General features: G+C 48.0%; 17 protein-coding genes and 1 pseudogene. 1 reads left to right on the forward strand and 17 read right to left on the reverse strand.

The features are described 5' to 3' along the window. Positions 1–10 precede the first annotated feature (10 nt). From porD to BQ9893_RS03490, 10 genes are all read right to left on the reverse strand, one after another. Positions 11–916 carry a type IX secretion system protein PorD gene (porD, locus tag BQ9893_RS03445; protein ID WP_075964751.1) on the reverse strand — a complete coding sequence of 302 codons (906 nt, stop codon included), beginning with the start codon at positions 914–916 and terminating at the stop codon, positions 11–13. After that, a complete protein-coding gene (gene coaBC, locus BQ9893_RS03450; RefSeq protein ID WP_075965387.1) occupies positions 913–2115 on the reverse strand; it encodes a bifunctional phosphopantothenoylcysteine decarboxylase/phosphopantothenate--cysteine ligase CoaBC in 1203 nt (400 codons plus the stop codon). The genes porD and coaBC overlap by 4 nt, the downstream gene beginning before the upstream one ends. Positions 2116–2232: 117 nt before the next feature. Next, positions 2233–3384: an iron-containing alcohol dehydrogenase gene (locus BQ9893_RS03455; protein ID WP_075964752.1), complete on the reverse strand. Its 1152-nt coding sequence runs from the start codon at positions 3382–3384 to the stop codon at positions 2233–2235. 10 nt (positions 3385–3394) lie between these two features. Beyond that, positions 3395–4165, reverse strand: a complete 771-nt coding sequence (locus tag BQ9893_RS03460; RefSeq protein WP_075964753.1) for a 3'-5' exonuclease — start codon at positions 4163–4165, stop codon at positions 3395–3397. A gap of 10 nt (positions 4166–4175) precedes the next feature. Continuing rightward, positions 4176–5300 (reverse strand): DNA polymerase III subunit beta, encoded by a 1125-nt coding sequence (gene dnaN / locus BQ9893_RS03465; RefSeq protein WP_075964754.1) that lies wholly within the window; start codon positions 5298–5300, stop codon positions 4176–4178. A 206-nt stretch (positions 5301–5506) separates the two neighbouring features. After that, positions 5507–5659 (reverse strand): DUF4295 domain-containing protein, encoded by a 153-nt coding sequence (locus BQ9893_RS03470; protein ID WP_005638125.1) that lies wholly within the window; start codon positions 5657–5659, stop codon positions 5507–5509. Between the two features lie 14 nt (positions 5660–5673). Continuing rightward, complete coding sequence (gene rpmG, locus BQ9893_RS03475) at positions 5674–5862, reverse strand: 50S ribosomal protein L33 (RefSeq protein WP_005642977.1); 189 nt, start codon at positions 5860–5862, stop codon at positions 5674–5676. A 19-nt stretch (positions 5863–5881) separates the two neighbouring features. Continuing rightward, on the reverse strand, positions 5882–6121 hold the full coding sequence (gene rpmB / locus BQ9893_RS03480; RefSeq protein WP_005638129.1) for a 50S ribosomal protein L28: 240 nt from the start codon (positions 6119–6121) through the stop codon (positions 5882–5884). Positions 6122–6280: 159 nt separating this feature from the next. Then, on the reverse strand, positions 6281–7555 hold the full coding sequence (locus BQ9893_RS03485) for a hypothetical protein (RefSeq protein WP_075964755.1): 1275 nt from the start codon (positions 7553–7555) through the stop codon (positions 6281–6283). Between the two features lie 104 nt (positions 7556–7659). After that, positions 7660–8133 (reverse strand): Lrp/AsnC family transcriptional regulator, encoded by a 474-nt coding sequence (locus tag BQ9893_RS03490; protein ID WP_075964756.1) that lies wholly within the window; start codon positions 8131–8133, stop codon positions 7660–7662. A 176-nt stretch (positions 8134–8309) separates the two neighbouring features. On the opposite strand from BQ9893_RS03490, the gene BQ9893_RS03495 reads away from it, so the two are divergent. Then, positions 8310–9209: a DMT family transporter gene (locus BQ9893_RS03495; RefSeq protein WP_075964757.1), complete on the forward strand. Its 900-nt coding sequence runs from the start codon at positions 8310–8312 to the stop codon at positions 9207–9209. Positions 9210–9333: 124 nt separating this feature from the next. Here the strand turns inward: BQ9893_RS03495 and BQ9893_RS03500 are convergent, their stop codons facing one another. The 7 genes and pseudogenes from BQ9893_RS03500 to BQ9893_RS03530 all read right to left on the reverse strand — a co-directional run bounded on the left by BQ9893_RS03500 (position 9334) and on the right by BQ9893_RS03530 (position 19195). Next, positions 9334–10626 carry a TolC family protein gene (locus BQ9893_RS03500; RefSeq protein ID WP_075964758.1) on the reverse strand — a complete coding sequence of 431 codons (1293 nt, stop codon included), beginning with the start codon at positions 10624–10626 and terminating at the stop codon, positions 9334–9336. 8 nt (positions 10627–10634) lie between these two features. After that, positions 10635–13676, reverse strand: coding sequence for an efflux RND transporter permease subunit (locus BQ9893_RS03505; RefSeq protein ID WP_075964759.1), 3042 nt, complete (start codon positions 13674–13676; stop codon positions 10635–10637). 11 nt (positions 13677–13687) lie between these two features. After that, complete coding sequence (locus BQ9893_RS03510; protein ID WP_075965388.1) at positions 13688–14737, reverse strand: efflux RND transporter periplasmic adaptor subunit; 1050 nt, start codon at positions 14735–14737, stop codon at positions 13688–13690. Positions 14738–14872: 135 nt separating this feature from the next. After that, positions 14873–15865 carry a DNA/RNA non-specific endonuclease gene (locus BQ9893_RS03515; protein ID WP_075964760.1) on the reverse strand — a complete coding sequence of 331 codons (993 nt, stop codon included), beginning with the start codon at positions 15863–15865 and terminating at the stop codon, positions 14873–14875. 261 nt (positions 15866–16126) lie between these two features. Next, positions 16127–16396: a zinc ribbon domain-containing protein gene (locus BQ9893_RS21975; RefSeq protein WP_262497375.1), complete on the reverse strand. Its 270-nt coding sequence runs from the start codon at positions 16394–16396 to the stop codon at positions 16127–16129. A gap of 42 nt (positions 16397–16438) precedes the next feature. Next, positions 16439–16798, reverse strand: a pseudogene (locus BQ9893_RS21980) (pyridoxamine 5'-phosphate oxidase family protein); the annotation flags it as partial. A gap of 192 nt (positions 16799–16990) precedes the next feature. Next, entirely contained in the window at positions 16991–19195 is a 2205-nt protein-coding gene (locus BQ9893_RS03530) for an alpha-L-rhamnosidase-related protein (RefSeq protein ID WP_075964761.1), read from the reverse strand. Between the last annotated feature and the right edge of the window lie 8 nt (positions 19196–19203).

Here is a 19203-nt window from a genome sequence, read left to right on the forward strand (position 1 = left end):
TATTTCCAGATTACTTTTTAAGTGATTCCATACGCGTCGTGAGGGCAGGATACAGGTTTGACAACATTTTGTAGCCTTCCTGCTTCTCCGTCGCCGTAGCTTTCGAATAGATCAAAACGACTTCATCCAGTTTGGAGTCGGCGAACATCTGAAGCAACGGCGATGTCGGCCGGGTACTCTTGACCTGCTCCAGAACCGGAAGCAAACCGATTACGGTCGTACGGCCACGATCCGGGTTTGCGGCCATTTCATCGAGTCCCTTACGATGATAGTTATACCACATATCCCGAAACAGTTCCGAAGTATTGTCCGTCAGAGCTGTTGCCAGAGCATGGCGGTTACGGTCGTTTTCAAAAGCTTTCCACCCTGTCCATGTCGGTTGCGCCTGTGCCAGGCTCACGATCTGCATGGCCTGTCCGAGGAAGGCTGTGCCTCCTTTCGGGGAAAAGCTGTCGAAATCCAGCCCAAGGATCGTATAGATATAGAAAACAACCGTTGCGATCAGGTTGCTGCTCAACGTATTTTCGGTGTATTCCAACGGTTCGAACTCCGTATAGTCGAAAGAAAGTTCCGTGTCGCGATAATTCAGCAACGTAGTGGTGTAGCTGGAGTTATATACCGGACGGCGTGCCTGCACCTGTATCTCGCCTTTAAAACTATTGTCCGATACCATTTCGTTGATGATGAGAGTCATGGAGCAGTCGATACGTTCGTTCACGGCGAAAGTAGCATCTGTCCACTTTTTGTTATTGACGAAATCATTCAATGCATCCTGCAAGGTTTTGAATACCTGCTTATTCGTACTCTGCACCTTATCACTGTTTATGGTGATGCGGGCATTCAACTCCTGCGCCTTACCTATAAAAGGAGCAGCTCCCAACAAGCATATGCATAACAATTTCTTAATCATTCTCATTTTACTAATGTTGCCAATTTGTTTACAATATCAACGGCCACTCCCTGTTTGCTCTTCAGCGGATAAACAGTCGTCCCGCCTTCCTTGTCGATGATCGTGATCTTATTCGTGTCGCAACGGAAACCGGCACCTGCATCCCTCAAGGAATTCAAGACGATGAAATCGAGGTTTTTCCGCTTCAGTTTTCCTTCCGCATGAGCTGTCTCGTCATTTGTCTCCAATGCGAAGCCTACCAGGACCTGTTTTTCACGCTTGATCGCTCCTAACGAGGCTGCGATATCCTTGTTCGGAACCAGGCGGAGCGTCATTTCCCCTTTCGTCTCCCGTTTGATCTTCTCGCTTGCCTGCTCATCCGGACGATAATCCGCCACGGCAGCACAAAGGATACCGGCATCCGCCTCCGGGAAAGCCGCCATGGCCGCCTGATACATCTCTTCGGCCGATTCGACATCGACCCGTTTGATATTCGGATGGACCGCCTTCAAAGACACCGGTCCTGCGATCAATGTCACTTCGGCTCCCTGTTCTGCACACGCTTCGGCCAATGCAAATCCCATCTTTCCGGAAGAATAGTTACCTATAAAACGTACGGGATCTATCTTTTCATATGTCGGACCGGCAGTTATTACAATCTTTTTTTTTTCAAGCCGTGTTTGGGATGCAAAGAAATCTTCCAAGACCGCCACGATCTTATCCGGTTCTTCCATACGTCCCTTGCCCACTAGATGACTGGCAAGTTCCCCTTCGGCAGGTTCGATAATATGGTTACCGAACGAACGGAGCCGTTCCAAGTTCTGCCCGGTGGAAGGATGCGCGAACATATCCAAATCCATCGCAGGTGCTATAAAAACCGGAGCTTTGCATGACAGGTATGTCGTGACCAGCATATTGTCGGCAATGCCATTCGCCATCTTCCCGATCGTCGAAGCAGTGGCCGGTGCGACCAGCATGGCATCGGCCCAGAGGCCGAGATCGACATGGCTGTTCCACGTACCGTCGCGATTCGAGAAAAACTCGCTGATCACCGGATGGCTGCTCAACGTGGATAACGTGAGCGGCGTAATGAATTCTTTTCCCGCAGGGGTAATGACTACTTGCACCTCCGCCCCTTTCTTCACAAGGGCACGGATGATATAGGCGGCTTTATAGGCAGCGATGCTCCCTGTTATCCCCAATATGATATGTTTACCTTTCAGCATTTTATTCGATATGCGGTCCCCCTTTTTCAAAACACCTATGTTTTGACTTTAAAACACCTATGTTTTGAAAACGAAACATATATGTTTTGAAAGAGGATGTCCCTTGTTCCATTTTTATTACAAACGCAGTGCCATTATCTCACGCGCCACACGGCTGTCTATATTGTGATGTTCGCCCAATTTCCAACCCTGTTTGTCCACAGGAGCGGCAAGGGCATCCAAATCTTTTTCCGTGATGCCACATTCACCGAGGCGCGTTTTCAGTCCCATACGGCGAAAAAAATCCTCACAGGCCGCAATTGTCTTGCGTGCCCTATCCTCTTCCGTTCCATCCGTAATGCCAAAAACGACTTCGCCCATACGAGCCAGCTTGATCTGCTTCTCTTTAAACATATAGGTCATGACACCCGGCAAGAGAATAGCCAGTGTCTGTGCATGATCCAGGCCGAACTGCGCCGTCAACGCATAGCCCATGCGGTGGGAAGACCAGTCCTGCGGAACTCCCTGCCCGATCCAGACATTCAGCGCATTGGTCGCCGCCCACATCAGGTTGGCACGGATATCGTAGTCGTTCGGATTGTCCAAAACCTTCAGTCCCTCTTCATGGATGACACGCATCAAGCCTTCCGCGAAGGCATCCTGCACTTTCGCGTTGACCGGGTAAGTCAGATACTGCTCCACGACATGAATAAACGAGTCGACCACCCCGTTCGCCACCTGACGCGCAGGGAGTGAATAGGTCACTTCCGGATCCAGCACGGAAAACTTCGGGAATACCAACGGACTGGCGAAATTCAGTTTCTCACGAGTCGATGCACGGGAAATAACCGAACGTTCGTTCATCTCCGAACCGGTCGCAGCCAACGTAAGTACCGTACCCAAAGGCAAGGCGCTCTTTATCTCGCCGCCTTTCGAAAGGATATCCCACGGATCGCCTTCGAAACCGACAGACACCGCAATGAACTTTGTCGCGTCGATCACCGAACCGCCGCCTACAGCCAGCAGAAAATCAATCTTCTTCTCTTTGACGACCTCCACGGCCTTCATGCAGGTTTCGTAATGCGGATTTGGTTCGATACCCGGAAATTCGGCCACTTCAAAACCTTCCAGTGCCTTTGTCACCTGGTCGTAGATGCCGTTTTTCTTTATGCTTCCGCCGCCATAAACCATCAGCACTCTGCTTCCTGCCGGAATCAAAGCTGACAAACGGGCAATGGAACCTTTGCCGAAAACAACCTTTACAGGGTTACAAAACTCAAAATTATTCATGCCTCTCTTATTACTTCGAATTAAAACCTCTCAACTTTATTTCAGTCAGTATTTTCTTGGTGTTCAAAGGAAAGTCGCCATTCATGATCCAGGAATAATATCCGGGATCGTTCTTCAGCACTTCCTCTACCAGACGGCCCTTATACTTGCCGAAGTTTATCACCTCTTCCCCCTTGTCGTTGTATACCATACGTCCGGCAAAGTCCACATTATTCGTAAAGCTCGAATATTGGGAAAGGAAATTTATGTCATTCTGCAATTCCGGATACCGGTCCAACTGCGCTTTCAGAACCTCATAAGTCGCCATCGTATCGGCTTCTGCCGTATGGGCGTTTTCAAGGCTTTTGTTACAGTAGAACTTATAAGCGGCCGAAAGCGTACGCTGTTCCATCTTATGGAAAATGGTCTGTACGTCTACGAACTTGCGTTTGTTCAAATCGATGTCGACACCTGCCCGCAGAAACTCTTCCGCCAGCAAAGGAATATCGAAGCGATTGGAGTTATATCCCGCCAAATCGCATCCTTCGATCTGGGTTGCCAGCGATTTGGCTATTTCTTTAAAAGTAGGACAGTCTTTTACATCTTCGTCAGTGATGCCGTGAATAGCGGTCGACTCCGGTGGAATGGGCATTTCCGGATTGATCCGTCTCGTTTTAGCTTCTTCTTTTCCATTCGGATAGACCTTGACAAAGGAGATTTCCACGATACGGTCTTTAACAATATTAATACCCGTCGTCTCCAAGTCGAAAAAAACCAACGGGTTTTTCAGGTTTAACTGCATTTCTTATATTTTAATCATTCAACATCATAGGCATCAGCAACATCAGCAAGTCCTCGTTCTCTTCGTTTTCCGAAGGGACGATCAGACCGGCACGTGAAGGATCGGCCAATTCGAATATCACCTCCTCCGAGGTGATGTTGCTCAATATTTCAATCAGATATGTTGCCTTGAACCCGATGCTCAATTCGGTTCCGTCAAAGCTGCAAACGATCTTTTCTTCGGCGGAAGTGGAGAAATCGATATCCTGTGCGGAGACAAGCATCTCGCTCTCCTTCAGTTGCAACTTGACAAGGCTGCTCGCCGGGTTGGAGAAAACGGATACACGCTTCAAGGCATTCAGGAAAGAGATACGGTCGATCGTTACCTTGAAAGGATTCTCCTGCGGGATCACACTGTTGTAATTCGGATAACAGCCCTCGATCAGACGGCAAACCATTTCGAAATTGGAACAGTTGACATAGGCGTTGTTATCATCGAACTTGATGCTGACCATCTCCTCTTCTTTCGATAAAAGGCCTTTCAGCAAGTTTGCGGGCTTCTTCGGCAAAATGAAAGAAGCTCTTTCCGGTGATTTTACCGAAAGGTTGCGCAGGCGCACCAGCTTATGGCCGTCGGAAGCGACGAATGTCAAATCGTCCGTATGAATATCGAAATAGATTCCGTTCATCACCGGACGGAGTTCGTCGTCAGCCGTAGCAAACAGCGAGCGGCTGATGCCGTTCAGCAACATCTGTGCGTCCATCATAACGGAGATTGCATTCTCATTCAGCGGTTTCTGTTGCGGATATGTGTCTCCCTTTTGCCCGATAAAATTATATTTACCATTCTGGAAATGGATAAAGATTTCCAGATTCTCGTCGTTAATATCGAAAGTCAGCGGCTGTTCGGGCAACTCCTTCAACGGGTCGAGCAAGATTTTTGCCGAAACCGCGAAAAGTCCGCTCCCCTGTGCATTCATCACGTCAACGGATGTAACCAGACGTGTTTCAGCATCCGAAGCCGTTATAGAGAGTTTATTACCCTCCAGGTTGAAAAGGAAATTGTCCAAGATAGGTAATGAATTCTTAGAAGCAATAACTTTGCTAATAGATTGCAAACGTGATAACAGCGCTGTGCTGGATACATCAAATCTCATGGTTCTTATTATTTATTTGTTTCTATTTATTATTTATCAACATCTTGTAGGTTCGACTCACGGACACCCAACCAACCGGACAACCGCGGATTCGCCCACACAAAATTATGAAAATATTCCATATAACCACCCCGAATGGAAACAAAAAAAGAGGCCCTTCCCCCTATGGAGAAGAACCTCTCTTCGTATCTTGATATTACGCTCTCTTATTTAGCGAAATAATCTTTAACAGCTTCGTTAGGAATCATTTCTTCCTGGAAGATGTAAGCACCGGTCTTCGGGGACTTAACCATCTTGATTACTTTAGAATAGGTACGACCGTCACCTTTCTTAAATGTTGCAACCGCTTTTTTTGCCATTGTTTAATCTCCTCTTACTTAATTTCTTTGTGTAACGTCATCTTCTTCAGGATAGGATTGTACTTCATCAGCTCCAATCTCTGAGTTGTATTCTTTCTGTTCTTTGTAGTAATATAACGAGAAGTACCCGGCATACCACTTTCTTTGTGCTCCGTGCATTCAAGGATTACCTGAACTCTGTTACCTTTTGCTTTCTTTGCCATTCTTTATTTCCTCCTCAAATTAAGCGTTTAAATAACCTTTTTCAGCAGCTTTCTTAATTGCTGCATCCAAACCAAGTTTATTGATAGTACGCAAGCCAGCGGCTGAAATATTCAGGCTAACCCAACAATCCTGTTCTACCCAGTAGAACTTTTTAGTAAACAGGTTCACATCAAACTTACGTTTCGTTCTTCTCTTAGAGTGAGAAACGTTGTTGCCAACCATTGCTTTCTTTCCGGTAATTTGACAAATTTTAGACATCGCTAATCTTTCTTTTTAATATTACGAAATTTAAGTCAACTCCTGCTATCTGTCTTCCCTTTTTGAACTGCATCTTGAACAAAAACAAAGATTCTAATAGAGTTTCTCTTCTTTTACGGGGCACAAAGGTACAAATTATTTTGATTCGTACACAAGAAATCAGCAAATAAATCGGTTCTTTCTGCTATTTTTCCTTAATTTATTCTGTATAAGAATATCAAGACCCGCTGCTGCATAGATTGTTATCGCGAACAAGTAGGGATAATGATAGCGGGAAGTGATCACAAACAAAACCGTCACGGCCGTCCCCAAAACAGGAATCAGGAGATAGGCATTCCGCTCCCGTAACAGATCGCGCCGGTTCGTCCAAACATAATAAATGAATAGCAAAAGCACGATGTAATAGACAATGCTTTTCAACACAAGACAAATAATTAACTCAGTCAATTTCAAACTATTGCCCTGCACTTTCGAAAGTACTACTCTAAATCCCATATCCGGTTTCACACGCTCTGCCCAGGTATCTTCACAATATAAAGCGACCAACTTGAAGGGCAGTTGGGAAATATACTTAAACGGATGTTCCGAGATCCAACGGATCGACGCACGCTTCAGCAGACTGTCCCGTTCCATATAGGTATAATCTCCGGGAGGAAGGCAAATATAATTGTCCGGATCACCGAAGCCATTAAAATTGACTAAACCGTTTGCTTCATCAAAAGAGCTCATTGCCAAGTTATAGCCTCCTGACACCGCTTGATAGACAAAATAGCCGGTTCTCATCTTCACACTCTGCCCGATCAGGAAAACAGTCAAGACAAGCGGCAAGGCCAATGCGGCATAAGACTGCCACCGCCGCTTTTGCACGATGAAAAGGAGCAAAATCACGAATAAAAAGACAATTGCCAAAGGACGGAACCAGTTGGCCAGCGCGATCAACACTCCGGCGACAGCCACAGGCAACAACCGGCGAATATTGCATAACAGCAGGGCTGTCAACAACAGGAAAGTAAAAGGCAAATCAGTCAATACGGCTATCGGGGCATATAGATTTGAGAAAATCAACATATATAATATAGCAGCGTAATAGCCCGTTTTAATCGAGAATATCTCTCCGGCCAACTTCCGTATTTCGAATACCATGGCAATATTCATCAACAAATTCAGCAACCGGACATAAGAGAAAGATCCGAAAAGATGATAGATCCCGATCAAAAGGTTTACATAGCCCGGGCCGAAAATAAAATCCTCATATTGGTTGTGCACGTCCGGATACCAAGTGCCTCGCGCAATACACTCCGAAGCCAGTTTCACATAAGCCAGGGCATCGTCGTGATTGGGCATATTCCAATATTTCACCACCAGACAGACCTGCAGGACCACCCATAAACCAAACATGACTCTAAAAACGGCCGGCAATTTTTTCCCAATCATTCCTTTTGCTCTTTTTAGGGATACAAAGATACAACCTTTCCACCACTAATCCGCCCGTGGCTGATTAATTCCACCGGCCCATTCAAAGCATCCCCTTCTTTTCTTTAAGGTTCCACTTTTATATTCAGAGCCGTCGTATGCTTGATCTCGTTCAGAACAAAAGAGCTTTGCATTTTCACAATCCCTTCCACCTTCGTCAGCTTCTCGAACACGAACCTGTCGTAAGCTTCAAAATCTTTGACAACCACTTTCAGAAAGAAATCATACATCCCGCCGATCGAATAACATTCGATAATCTCATCCATTCCTTTCATGGCTTCCTTGAAACGCTGAATATGCTCGTCATTATGAACATTCAGGGAGACATTACAGAATACGACCAGTGGAAGTCCGACCTTTTTGTTGTCTATCAGCGCAACATAGTTCTTTATGTATCCTTCCTCCTCAAGCCTTCTGATCCGTTCGTAAACGGGCGTTTTCGAGATATTCAACTCCGCACAAAGCTCCTTCATGTTTATTTTTGCATTGTTTTGAAGCGCTTTTAAAATCATTACGTCCGTCTTGTCCAACTGTAGCATAGTATTATTTCCTGTTTTAAGGGGTAAAACATTTTTCTTTTTTGAACTTATTCCTGCCAAACGTCAATCTACAGGACAATTTCCTTATTTTGCAAATATAATAAAAATTATTATCCTTATTGAATATATTTGTAGTGATTTTTCCGTTTCACCATGCAACATAAACAATACAAAATATGACTGCAAGTAACAAAATGTACCGCTATCATTTCCTGGCAATCCTGACCGTTATCATCTGGGGTACGACCTTCGTTTCCACGAAAGTTCTGATCGGTAACGGGCTGACTCCGGTCGAAATTCTTCTCTACCGCTTTTCATTGGCTTATATCGGAATCTGTTTTTTCTGCCCGCGCAAGCTATTGGCCAATTCTTGGAAAGACGAGCTTCTTTTTCTCGGAGCCGGACTTTGCGGCGGTTCGCTCTATTTTGTGTCCGAGAATACAGCTTTGGGGATCACGCTTGCCTCCAATGTTTCGCTGATAATCTGTACCGCCCCTATCCTGACCGCCTTTCTCTCCCGCCTGTTCCATAAAGGCGAAAGATTGAAAAGCCATTTGATCTACGGTTCGCTGATGGCATTGCTCGGTGTGGCCCTTGTCGTCTTCAACGGGAGTTTCATCTTGCAGATCAATCCGCTCGGAGATGTCTTGACACTGATTGCCGCTCTCATGTGGGCATTCTACGGTCTGATTCTGAGACGTCTCGGAGGTCGCTACCCGACGCTTTTCATTACCCGCAAGGTCTTTTTCTATGGAATTGTGACTTTAATTCCTGTCCTGGTCATTTCTCCTATCCATCCGCAAATTGCCGTGCTGACGCAACCGTCCGTTATCTGTAATCTGTTGTTCTTAGGGATCATAGCTTCACTGCTCTGCTATATCATGTGGAATACCGCAGTGAAAGAGTTGGGAGTCGTCCGGACGACAAACTATATTTATGTAGTTCCGCTCGTGACCCTTCTTACCTCCGCCCTTGTCATCGACGAAACGATCACGGTTGTAGCCTTGTTCGGCTCCGTCTTCATCCTGTCGGGAGTATATATGGCGGAAAGGGGAATTACGTTCCTGAAGAAGTAAAAGTCCGCTCACTGAGCGGATATAAATCAGGCACGGATTTCATGGAAAACACGGAAAGAAAATAAATTCATCCGTGAAATTCATGAAATCCGTGCCTAAATTATTGTGACAAAGATGTTTCCGGTTACTGCAGACGACGAATACCCACCGCCTTATTATACTGGGCGAGAGACACTTTCTGCTGATACCAGGTCTGGATCAGGCTGCTATAGGATTGAATCCAGGAAAGCTGGGCGGAAAGGACATCGAGGATCGGAAGTTTTCCCTCGTTATAGCTGAACGTGTTCAGGTCGAGGTTCTCTTCGGCTATCTTGCAAGCCTCTTCGGCGACATCGATCTGTTTCGTGTTTTCCGTCAGGCTGGTCCACGAGTTGGCTACTTCCTGGGAAATCTGGTCACGTGCATAATCCATCGCATATTCCTTACTGCGCAGAATGGCTTTCTGGGAATTCACCTCCTTGAAACGGGCTCCCCAATGAAACAAAGGTATCTTCAGGGAGGCAAAGACGGCTGGTGTCCAAAGCTGGTCGGAACCTTTCACGTTCAACATCGGAGTCCCCCATGTCCCCTGGAATCCGATCGCCAGCGTCGGGTTGTATTTGGCTTTCGACAAATTGATCTGCCGCTTCTGGTATTCGATATTCAATCGGGAGATCGTGAAGTCCGGGCGGTTCTGCAAAGCAGCCTCTTCCCCTATGTGCATCGGCAACGGCTGTTCCTTCGTGATGGCATCGGCAATCTCCACCGGTGTCATAGGAGGAACGCCCATCAGCACGTTCAGGTTCTGCAAGGCGATCTGATAGTCTTTATACGCAGCGCTTTTGTTCAATTCCGCTTCTTTCAGACGCGACTGCACCTGCAGGAGGTCTGTCTTACTGATCTGCCCGTCATTGAAACGGGTAGTCAGCACGTTTGCCAATTCCTGCACGATATCGACATACTGGCACATGACATCGTACATGCCTTTGCGGGCTGCCGCAGACCAGTAGCTCAGGTCGGCGGCATACACGATGTTATCCGTCGTCAGGTCTTCCGCCTCGGAAGCGATCTGTCCCTGTATCTGGGCGGCCTTGTAATTGTTGTAGATTTGTCCGCCGGCATAGAGAGGCTGGCTTACGGTAGCACCCAGGCTATAGGTGTTGTGATCCATTTCGACTGACATGCCCGGACCGAAATCCAAATCGTACTTATTGATACGGTACTGGTAGCTGCCGGAGAAATCGAGAGCCGGGAAGAAAGCGGTCTTGGCCGCCTTGATAGCATGCTGCATCGCAATACGCTCTTCCGTACTCTGTTTGATCTGGCGGCTATATTCAAGCACCTTCTGCTTGTAGTCCGCAGCCGTGACGGGCTTTTCCTGTGCTCCCACCGATAAAGCCCCCAACAGCATACAACCGATAATTATTTTATTTCTCATATTTTATATTATACCGATTTAATCTTAAAGAATATACAATAGGTCACAGGAAGCACGAAGATGGTCAGGATGGTCGAAACGAACAAACCTCCCATAATCGTCGCTGCCATACCGGCAAACATGGCATCGCCCAACAACGGCAACATACCCAAGATTGTTGTTCCCGATGCCATCGTCACCGGAACGATACGCGTCTTGGTCGCCTCGATCACCGCATTGACCGGCGACAGGCCACTGCCAAGCTGCAATCCGATTTCGTCCACCAGTACGATCGCATTCTTGATATTCATACCGATCAGCCCCAACAGTCCCAACATGGCAAAGAAGTCGAGCGACTTGCCGAACACCAGCAAACCCAATACCACACCGATGAAGATCAGAGGCAACATACACATGATCAAGACCGGCTTCCGGTAGTATTTCGGGAACAGGAACAACAGAGTGAGATAGATCAGGCCGAACATCAACGGGATATTGGCAGCAATCGCCTTGTTCCCTTTATCCTGTTCGGACTGTTCGCCGAAGTATTGCAGTTTATATCCTTCGGGAACCTGTACCTCCTGTTGCACCTCCTGCCACAACTGGCTGAAAGCAGCCATCGTATTGGCACCACGTTTCGGTTCGCACTGCATCATCATATAACGCTGGCGATTGTAACGCTTCACGACGCTGTACTCATAATCGAGCGAAAAGTCGTCGATCACCTGCTCCACTTTGACAGAACGGCCTTTGGCACTGTAGACCGGCAAGGTCTTGATATCGTTCAGGTTCATCGAATCCCGGTCGGCATCTTTCAGCAGGATCGGCATAAACACATCTCCCTCGCGATACTCTCCTAAAGGCAGGCCGTTGGTTGCCGAACGAAGCGAATAGGCCATCTGCTGGCGGGTGATACCCAGGCGAAGACCTTTTTCCTGCGAGTACAACGGCTTCCATACCGGAACCTTGTTTCCCCAGCTGTTGCGCACTTCCATCACCATGTCGTTCTTGCGGGCGATTTCCTGTGCACGCTGCGTCAACGCCACCAGCGTATCTATATTATCACCGACAAACCCGATTTCAATTGCGGCATCGGGCACGGGAGACAAAGCAAACAGGGCCGAGCGGGTCAAAATATCCGGATAGTTGGCGACCATATATTCATAGAACTTGTTTTCTTCGCTCTGCGCATCTTTCGCGTCCTTGGTCTCGATCAGGACATTGGCGAAGTTCGGTTTCGGTCCGATAGACGAACTTGCCAGGTAATAACGCACCGGCGAGCCTCCCAACGTGAACGAATAAGACTTGATCTTATCATTATTTTTGAGATACTCTTCTATCTTGATCACATTCCTTTCCACATCATCGATACCATACCCTTCCGGGAAGATCAGGTCGGCACGGAAATAGGGCTTGTTCATGATCGGGAAAAAGCTCTGCGGCATGATGCTCATGATAAACAGAGACAGGAACAAAGTCGCCACAACCGAAGCGAGCGTCAGATAACGACGCTTGATCAGGCGCCCCAGGACCTTTTCAAACTTATGATACAGTTGGGTGTCGTACGGATCTTTGGATTCGCCCGGTTTCGCCTCTTTCAAGATGAAATTACCGAAAGTCGTCGTTTGCGTCAATGCCAAGATCCAGCTCAGTCCGAGAGACACGGCAAGCACGATGAACAACGGCTTGACGATTTCGGCCACGGAAGCCGGCGCCAAATACATCGGCAAGAAAGAACAAACAGCGATAAAGGTCGCGCCCAACAATGCCCACTGCGGTTTGGTGGCCCCGTCGATCAACGCCTGGTAGCGTGACAGGCCGCGCTTGATGCCGACCTGCGCATTGTCGGTCACCACAATCGCGTTGTCCACCAACATACCCATCGCAATGATGAAAGCGGCAAGAGACGTACGGTTCAGCCCGACACCCCAGATCAGCATGATCAGCAATGTTCCGCCCACCGAGAAAAGCAGCGAACTGCCCACCAGCATACCGGCACGCGATCCCATCACAAGGAAGATGATCACAATCACGATGAGCAACGATTCGATCAGGTTCAAGATAAACCCGTTATTCGCTTCGTTGGCAATCTTGTTTTCCGGATAGATGGTTTTCAGATCCATCCCGATCGGGAAAAGCTGTTCCATCTCTTTCAGATGTTCGGCTACTGCATTGCCGACAGCCACGACATCGTCTTTCGCACCCGTGGCCACCCCGATACCGATGGCCCGTTTGCCATCCACACGCATCAGGTTGGAAGGCGGATCCATATAGCCCCGTTCGATGGTGGCGATATCGCCCAGGCGCACTTCGCCGCCGCCTTTGGTGACAATCAACTGGTCGCGTATATCTTCTATGCTTTTATAAGTACCTTCGGCACGTACACGAAGCTGGTAGGTCCCGGTCAGGATCTCACCCGTGTTGACCAACAAGTTCTGGGTTTGCAGGACCTGCTGGATCGAATTCGGGTCGATCCCCAGGTTTGCCAACTTGGGAACAGAGATGCGCACATTCACGACCTGCGTCTGTTCCGCAAACAGATAGACCTTCTGCACACCGCGGATAGGCGTCAGCTCGGTCTTTATCTTCTGCGCCCAATCGCGCATATCGTCGTAAGTAAAACCTTCGTCGGCGGTCAGGGCGTAATAGATACCGAACACGTCCCCGAAGTCGTCGCTCACATTGATGGCGGAAGCTCCGCTCGGAAGGCGGGGTTGTATGTTAGCCACCTTGCGGCGCAATTCGTCCCACTTGACCGGCATATAATCCGGCGCCAAAGTCGGCTGCAATTCGATGGATATCTTCGACATGCCGAAATAAGATTCAGACTTGATCTGAAAAACATCCGACATGGACTGAATTTCCCGTTCGATAGGTTCCGTTATCAATTTTTCCACCTCCAGAGGAGTAGCACCCGGATATTGCGTAACCAAAACGGCCTGCTTGATCACGAAAGGCGAGTCCTCCTTCTTCGGCAATTTAAAGAAAGAATATATACCCCCGATCAGCATCACTGCCAAAAAGAAATATATAATCTTCTTATTCTCTAAGGAATATACTGGAAGATTCATTGTTTATCGGCTTAATCTGTTAATACTTTTACCTGTTGTCCGTCAACCAGACGGGTAGCTCCGGCCGAAACGACCCGGTCGCCGGCATTCAGTCCACTGGTTATTATGACATTGTCTTTTCCTACCAGTCCGGCTTCTTCAATCCGGCGACGTTCCACCTTTTGCGATTGAGCGTTATAAACAAAGACAAATTTGTCATTATTCTCCTCACTGGCCACAATGGCGGAAAGAGGCGCCAGCATCGCTCCCTCGTTAAAGCTCGCGCTCTCGATATGCAGCACCACGCGACAGGAGAATCCGACAGCCACTTTGTATTTGTTCAGATTAAATTCGGGATCGTCGATATACAGGAAGACAGGAACTCCGGAACCATCGGGAGACGCTTCCACATATTCCTTCACCTTCGCTTTGAAGCGGACACCCTTGTAGTTGTCAAACTCCACGTAGATCTGATAAGGTGTCGAGAAATAGGTGATGTTCGTTTCAGGCATCGTATACTGGATCTGTAACTTGTTCGGGTTGATCAGGCAAACGATCCCCTGACCGGCCTGTACCTTCTGATAGTTCTCCACATATTTCTTCTGGATAAATCCATCGAACGGAGCACGCAGTTTCGTCTGTTCCAACTGGTTCTGCGCATATTCGAATGCAGCCTTTGCATTGGAATAGGAAGCTTCGGTCGCTTCATATTCCTGCTTCGAGATAGCCTGTTTGGACAACAGCTTCTTGGCACGTTGCAGCTGTGCTTCGGCTGTTTGATAAGAAGCTTTCTTCGCTTCATATTCCCATTTGAAATCCTGCGGGTCGATCTCTGCCACGACCTGTCCCGTACGGACTTTCTGTCCTTCATTCACATTCAACGAAATCAGCGGCCCGGACATCTTAAAGGCCAGGTCACTGAACTGGTCCGGCGAAACGACGCCGCTAAACGACTTCTCCACAAGATTCAACGAGGTCACTTCCGCCAACTTCACCGGACGGGGGCCTTGCTCCTTCACCGGCGGCTGACTACACGACATCAATGCTGCCAATACAAAAACGGGGATCAATTTACCATTCATGATAACTTGCATTTAGTTATTTGTTATTACTATTATATCCTTGCTAATCGTATGTCCAGGTTTTCACACCGTGGATATACAACATTCTTTTAAAATCCATTGTTCTGGTTTCTTTCGGATTTCCAGATATATGCATCAAAACGACCAACTGCTCCAATCGATCGTCGCCTCCATTTCTTTTTCCTGATCGTCGGGGATAGACGGGAAGAAGTCAATGCCGGTCACCTTTTCCACGCTGTCGATAGGTATCACCATTGATTTCAGCGAACTGCCTTCATAATCTCTGTTTTCGAAAAGGAACCCGATGCCTTTATAACCTTTCTCCGTATGATAACATAATACTTTATAAAAAGATTTGGGTATCGCCACCCTGTTCTTCCCTAACCGTTTCATATCGCTTGTGATGACCGGTCCCGTGACGATCAGCAACGAACCGTTGTCCAACGCCCACAAGCGGCACTGCTCTTCCAGTTCTTTCCAGATGCCCCGGTTCAATTTCGGTTTTTGCGGACAGATATTGCTCAGATAAAAAGATTCGCGCATGGCTTTTGCAGACCATTTCATATCGCCTGCCGGAGCCAAATGCCCACGATCGTAGCCTGTACGCGTATAGTCTTCGTTCATAGCCGTCGCACCTTTCACCTGCGGGTCGGGAACGAACTTATTGGAACGTTCCGTCTTTTTGCTTTTGGCCTCCGTCGCCGTCAGTTCGTATGCGACCCAGTTGGCAATACAATAGTCGGAATTATAAGAGACCGTATATCCCTCATGCTTGATAACCTGCTCCCGGCGTTTTTCTTTCAAACGCGGTATCTCTGTATTTGCAGGGACTTTAAATGTCTTAGTGGAAGATTGGGCAGGAACTTTCTTGGCCGGCGTTTTATCCTGCGCCTTCTGATCCGGACCGGCCACAGCCTTTTCAGAAGCAACAACACCCGGTTTCTTTTCCTCTGAAACCACCGGCTTATGTCCCTCCACCGGAGCAAAGTAATCGTATATAAACAAAAATCCTATAAAACAAGCCACTACGATAAAGGCCCCTATAAACATCCGCTTCACAGAGGAAAGGACAGACGATGCTTTTCGTCCCTTTTTCCGTGGTTTCCTTGCGCTTTTTCTCTTTGCCATTTCTCTTAATAAAACCTATTCCTATTCAAGCGCAAAAATAGACAATATAAAGATGCTATACAACACACCCAAAGGGAATGTATTGGTTTGGATTGTTAGAAAAGAGTGCCACGATTAAAATGATAAACAAATCTAATCTATCCGGGTAAACTGACAAAAGACATCATTTATGAATACTGGGCGGTGTGTCTACTTGTCCGCCCAGTTTCATTTTTGATGCCTTCTTTCTTAATTACAACGGAAGTTCCGAAAATCAGGATTTCATTTTTTCCATCGTTTAAGTGTAGGGAAATACTTTTTCATCTCAGCAATCGCCTCTTCTTCAGTATATCGGGTACCGCAGGCTCCGTTAAATTCATCAAGAAAACGAACGCAATGTTCGATCATGCCTTCCATGGTACAATCCTGAACAAAGGCGCCATCTTTGTAGCAATAGCAGCAGTAATCCTGACTGGCAGAACCGTCCTGATTGGTTCCAAATAGTTCTGTGCTTTGCATCGGCATACCGCAGCTCTGGCAAAAAAGATTCAGGTATTTGCCATCTTTTACAAACACGTTGTCGATCCAGTAGGTAGACGATTTGGGTGTAAACTTGAGCACACAATACTGAGGATCATTTACTCCGCCAGGAATATGGGGAAGCATCCAGTCATCCCAGAGCGATTCTTTTACACGTTGATCGGTCACAATCTCCATTTCACCCGTGTAAACCACACTGTTTTCGCCCTCTACGATAGAGATTCCGGCCTTTGAGTTCGCCTTAAAGTGAGCTGTTTTTGCCGTGGAAGTCCCGGTTGAAAAATAGATCCCTCCATTCTTGTCTTTGAGTTTCACCATTGCCACCGGACGGGGATAGCCATTCTCGTCGATAGATGCTACTGTAACCACCTCGGCTGCGGCAACGATCTGTGCCGCTTTTTCTTCGATGTTCATAATTGTTGAATTTTATGTTTTTATTCCGTTTCGGGTACTTCCCAAACGCCTACTTTTTTCAATTGTTGCAATATAGTTAAGTTTGGAGTTGCTCAGGGGATTTATCATGAAGATTTAAGTGTTATTATGTATACGCAAAAAGGAGGGCTGAACACCCTCCTTTTTCACATGATCCAAACCGGAACGATATGCTCATAATACCGGGATGACAAACGAATGCTTGCCGGATTCCAATCGTTCCATCCGGTTTTTCGAGACCGGGACTTCGGCGGTTGTTCCTTCGGGGACGGAGAGGACGACTTGTATCTTTTTACCCTTCCGTTTCAACGACACCTCGATCTTGCCGAAATGAGTGTCGACCGTCGCGGAGGCATCGGTCAATGTCCCCATTTGAGGGCAGACCTTGAAGGAACGGAAACCAGGCGAGGTAGGTTCTATTCCGCACACTTTCTGGCTCAGCAACGTAAGCGGTCCGCCGCTCCAGGCATGGTTGATCGTGCCACCGCCGAAACCGTCCGAACCGATTCCCCACCCTTCGAACAGGGTCGTATATTCGGTGTAGTTCATCATTCGCGTATAGCGCTGTTTGATTCTCTCCAAGGCCAACGTCGGCTCATTCATCTGGAACAAGGCTTCGAGCACGTATTTCTCCATATAAGGGCTGGCATGATGTTCCTTCTTCAGGACTTTGGCCAAGATGGGGTATTTATCGGCGGAAGCCAAGCCGGAAACGACAGCCATTGCCTGCGCACGGTCGTCCGTTTCTCCCTTATAGCCGGGAGAACGATAGTCGGAACCGGTCCAGAACTTCGTGTCGAAACATTTCTCGATGCTATACATCATGCGGCTGTTCTCCTCGGCATCGGCCGTTTTTCCGAGTTGCAGGGCAAAAGCCTTCTCAGCTTTCAAGGCCAGGTAATACCAGCAATTAGCCAACACATCCATATCGATGTTCTCTCCCCAGTCGCCCCAGCTCCAATCGCCGCCGCGCCCGATGACCAGGCCGCTCTTGTCAACTTGCCATACCTCGTGCAGATAGCGGTGCATACGATCGTAAACATCGGCAACGAAACTGCTGTCGCCACTATAATAATACTGGGTGTAGAAACCGTACCAGCCCACCGAAGCCAACATTTGCAACGGCAGTTCTTTCCGCCAGTTGCCAGCCGGGACCGGAGCGAAAATCACACCGTCTTCGCGTTGCCAGTTCATCAGCTCGTGGATGCCTTTCAGCGCCAGTTTATGGCTGGAGGGAGAAAGGGCATAGAAAGCCTCGCCCAATTCGTTCACCTCGTCGCCCCACCATTGCGCCCGTTCGCGATCCGGACAATCCATATAGCTGTCGCGCATCGTTATATATAAGGTACGGGCCGAACGTTTCCACAGTTCGTTCATAAACGGATCGTTGCAACTGAAAGAACCTGTAAATTCGGTATCGTAACCGGTCTCCCGGAATTTCACATCCAACACCTTCACGCCTTCCGGCAGGATATACTGCATCTCGTGGCCGTTCATCCAACCGTAGTTTTCATATTCCTGCACGCCGTCGCGCGTGATATATTCGGCACGGACGTTGTATTGGGAACCACCCTCATAGTTGTCCGTCCGGATATGGATCACCTTGCCGGCAGGAGCTTCGACTTTCAGGTAGGGAGTCACCTGGCTGTTATACGGCAGGCGGCAGTAAAGCGTATCGCCTGCAGCCGACCGGCGGACATCGACATACGGTTTCAGGCCAGAGTCTTTCCAAAGAGGGATCGGACGTCGGACCAACTTGCCAAAAGGCGCCCCCTCGGCAGACGAAACGATCTCGGCATTCGGCATGCTGCCTGTGTAGCCGGGCAGGTTCCATCCGGACATTTCCATCCGGGCATCGAACCGGATGTTGCTTTCCGGCAGACGGAAATTGGGATGGGGCGCTTCCGTACTCTGATAGGCATCATATACGATGCATTGCCAACTTTTGTCGGAAACGATTTCTATTCCGGGAGCCGTAGCTTCAAACAGCAAAGCAGCCAGGCCGCTGTTCATGTGGCTGAATCCGCTCTTGCCGAAATGCCAGACCAGCACGGCAATCGTATTCTCGCCGTTTTGCAGATAGGGTGCGATCTCGACCGGATCGTAATAAGTGCCGTATGGAGAAGGTCCTCGTTTCAATCCCCCCTCGAAGACGACCAGACGGCCGTTTATCCACAGCCAGTATTTGCTGTCGGCAGCAATGCGGGCGGTTAATGTTTGCGGAACCTTGTCTATACGGACGGTTTTGCGGAAAGCCAGCCAAGTATTCGTCGTACTCTGGCAACGTTCCGTATTGATCCAATGTGCCTTCCAGCCGGATTCGGCTCGGCCGGAGGCGAAGCATCCGATCAACAGTAGCAATAGGAAATAATGCTTCATGGTATTCT

Origin of the sequence: Parabacteroides massiliensis, from assembly GCF_900155425.1 — a bacterium.
Classification (GTDB): Bacteria; Bacteroidota; Bacteroidia; order Bacteroidales; family Tannerellaceae; genus Parabacteroides; species Parabacteroides massiliensis.

What these genes read in the sequence shown, in the direction of transcription:
- porD (WP_075964751.1), bottom strand. Translation starts at nt 916, where the DNA reads ATGAGAATGATTAAGAAATTGTTATGCATATGCTTGTTGGGAGCTGCT.
- coaBC (WP_075965387.1), bottom strand. Translation starts at nt 2,115, where the DNA reads ATGCTGAAAGGTAAACATATCATATTGGGGATAACAGGGAGCATCGCT.
- BQ9893_RS03455 (WP_075964752.1), bottom strand. Translation starts at nt 3,384, where the DNA reads ATGAATAATTTTGAGTTTTGTAACCCTGTAAAGGTTGTTTTCGGCAAA.
- BQ9893_RS03460 (WP_075964753.1), bottom strand. Translation starts at nt 4,165, where the DNA reads ATGCAGTTAAACCTGAAAAACCCGTTGGTTTTTTTCGACTTGGAGACG.
- dnaN (WP_075964754.1), bottom strand. Translation starts at nt 5,300, where the DNA reads ATGAGATTTGATGTATCCAGCACAGCGCTGTTATCACGTTTGCAATCT.
- BQ9893_RS03470 (WP_005638125.1), bottom strand. Translation starts at nt 5,659, where the DNA reads ATGGCAAAAAAAGCGGTTGCAACATTTAAGAAAGGTGACGGTCGTACC.
- rpmG (WP_005642977.1), bottom strand. Translation starts at nt 5,862, where the DNA reads ATGGCAAAGAAAGCAAAAGGTAACAGAGTTCAGGTAATCCTTGAATGC.
- rpmB (WP_005638129.1), bottom strand. Translation starts at nt 6,121, where the DNA reads ATGTCTAAAATTTGTCAAATTACCGGAAAGAAAGCAATGGTTGGCAAC.
- BQ9893_RS03485 (WP_075964755.1), bottom strand. Translation starts at nt 7,555, where the DNA reads ATGATTGGGAAAAAATTGCCGGCCGTTTTTAGAGTCATGTTTGGTTTA.
- BQ9893_RS03490 (WP_075964756.1), bottom strand. Translation starts at nt 8,133, where the DNA reads ATGCTACAGTTGGACAAGACGGACGTAATGATTTTAAAAGCGCTTCAA.
- BQ9893_RS03495 (WP_075964757.1), top strand. Translation starts at nt 8,310, where the DNA reads ATGACTGCAAGTAACAAAATGTACCGCTATCATTTCCTGGCAATCCTG.
- BQ9893_RS03500 (WP_075964758.1), bottom strand. Translation starts at nt 10,626, where the DNA reads ATGAGAAATAAAATAATTATCGGTTGTATGCTGTTGGGGGCTTTATCG.
- BQ9893_RS03505 (WP_075964759.1), bottom strand. Translation starts at nt 13,676, where the DNA reads ATGAATCTTCCAGTATATTCCTTAGAGAATAAGAAGATTATATATTTC.
- BQ9893_RS03510 (WP_075965388.1), bottom strand. Translation starts at nt 14,737, where the DNA reads ATGAATGGTAAATTGATCCCCGTTTTTGTATTGGCAGCATTGATGTCG.
- BQ9893_RS03515 (WP_075964760.1), bottom strand. Translation starts at nt 15,865, where the DNA reads ATGGCAAAGAGAAAAAGCGCAAGGAAACCACGGAAAAAGGGACGAAAA.
- BQ9893_RS03530 (WP_075964761.1), bottom strand. Translation starts at nt 19,195, where the DNA reads ATGAAGCATTATTTCCTATTGCTACTGTTGATCGGATGCTTCGCCTCC.